The following is an 833-nucleotide window of genomic DNA, read 5'->3' as shown; positions in this document are numbered from 1 at the left end:
AATTATCGACCAACGCCGCTTAATGCCGAATCGTGTACGTCAATCAAGCGAAGACCGTATTTGTCATTAACGACAACTACTTCCGCATGGCCAAGTAGGGAACCGTTCACTTTTACGTCCAACGGTTCGCCGTTCAGCTTTTCAAGTTCAATGACGGTGCCTTCGCCCGCTTTCATCAAATCACCAAGTGGGATCTCTTTACTTGCGACTTCAAGCGTGACAGTCACAGGGATGCTTTTGAAAAAGCTCAGGTCGCGCTCTGCAGCAACAGGCTCAGGTTGGCGCGTTGTTTCAGCTTCAAAGTCTTCTAATTGAAAATCATCAAAGTTCAGTTCATCTGTGTCGAACGCTTTAGTTTCAGGCGCTTCGCTCATCGCTGCGTTTCCTTATCCGGGTTAAAAATCAAAACAAGCTGTCCGTCTTGCTCAGCAATACGGCCAGTAAAGAGAGGTTGATTGCCAATGCTTACCGGTACGGTATTTAGTAATTCGATTGGCATGATGTCATCAGGTTTTAGGCTAACAACGTCACTTAGAGCCATCGTTTTTTTACTCAATACCACGTTAAGACGAACTGGCGTTGATTCTAGGGAACGACAAAAAGGTTCATACAAATCCACGTCTGATTGCAGCTCAAGCTGTTCAATCAAGGTCTGGATCAGATGCGTGTCCAGTTTTAAGTACATCGACCCTTGATAACCTTCAAAGGTGATATTTAATTGGACACATAAGCCTATGCCGCGTGGGGCTTCATACTCACATGCCTCCCACATGTCTTGCGGTGCTAGCCAACCGATAATAATGCGGCTGATTCTTTCTTGTAGGCGAAGATCA

Annotated in this window: 2 protein-coding genes; both read right to left on the bottom strand. The window is 45.7% G+C overall.

The window, feature by feature from the left end; all coding sequences use genetic code 11:
* Nucleotides 1-2: 2 nt before the first annotated feature.
* On the bottom strand, nucleotides 3-374 hold the full coding sequence (gene fliN / locus R8O10_RS24560) for a flagellar motor switch protein FliN (RefSeq protein WP_005462794.1): 372 nt from the start codon (nucleotides 372-374) through the stop codon (nucleotides 3-5).
* Nucleotides 371-833: FliM/FliN family flagellar motor C-terminal domain-containing protein (locus tag R8O10_RS24555; RefSeq protein ID WP_318191863.1), on the bottom strand; the 463-nt coding region annotated here is incomplete at its 5' end. The genes R8O10_RS24555 and fliN, both read right to left, overlap by 4 nt.

The sequence above is a fragment of the Vibrio sp. 1727 genome (assembly GCF_033344415.1).
Lineage (GTDB): Bacteria > Pseudomonadota > Gammaproteobacteria > Enterobacterales > Vibrionaceae > Vibrio > Vibrio alginolyticus.
The sequence above is the reverse complement of the archived record's forward strand: the minus strand, read 5'-3'. Positions and strand labels throughout refer to the sequence as shown.

Bases quoted from the DNA above. Each gene is read 5' to 3' on its own strand.
- fliN (WP_005462794.1), bottom strand. From the start codon at position 374: ATGAGCGAAGCGCCTGAAACTAAAGCGTTCGACACAGATGAACTGAAC.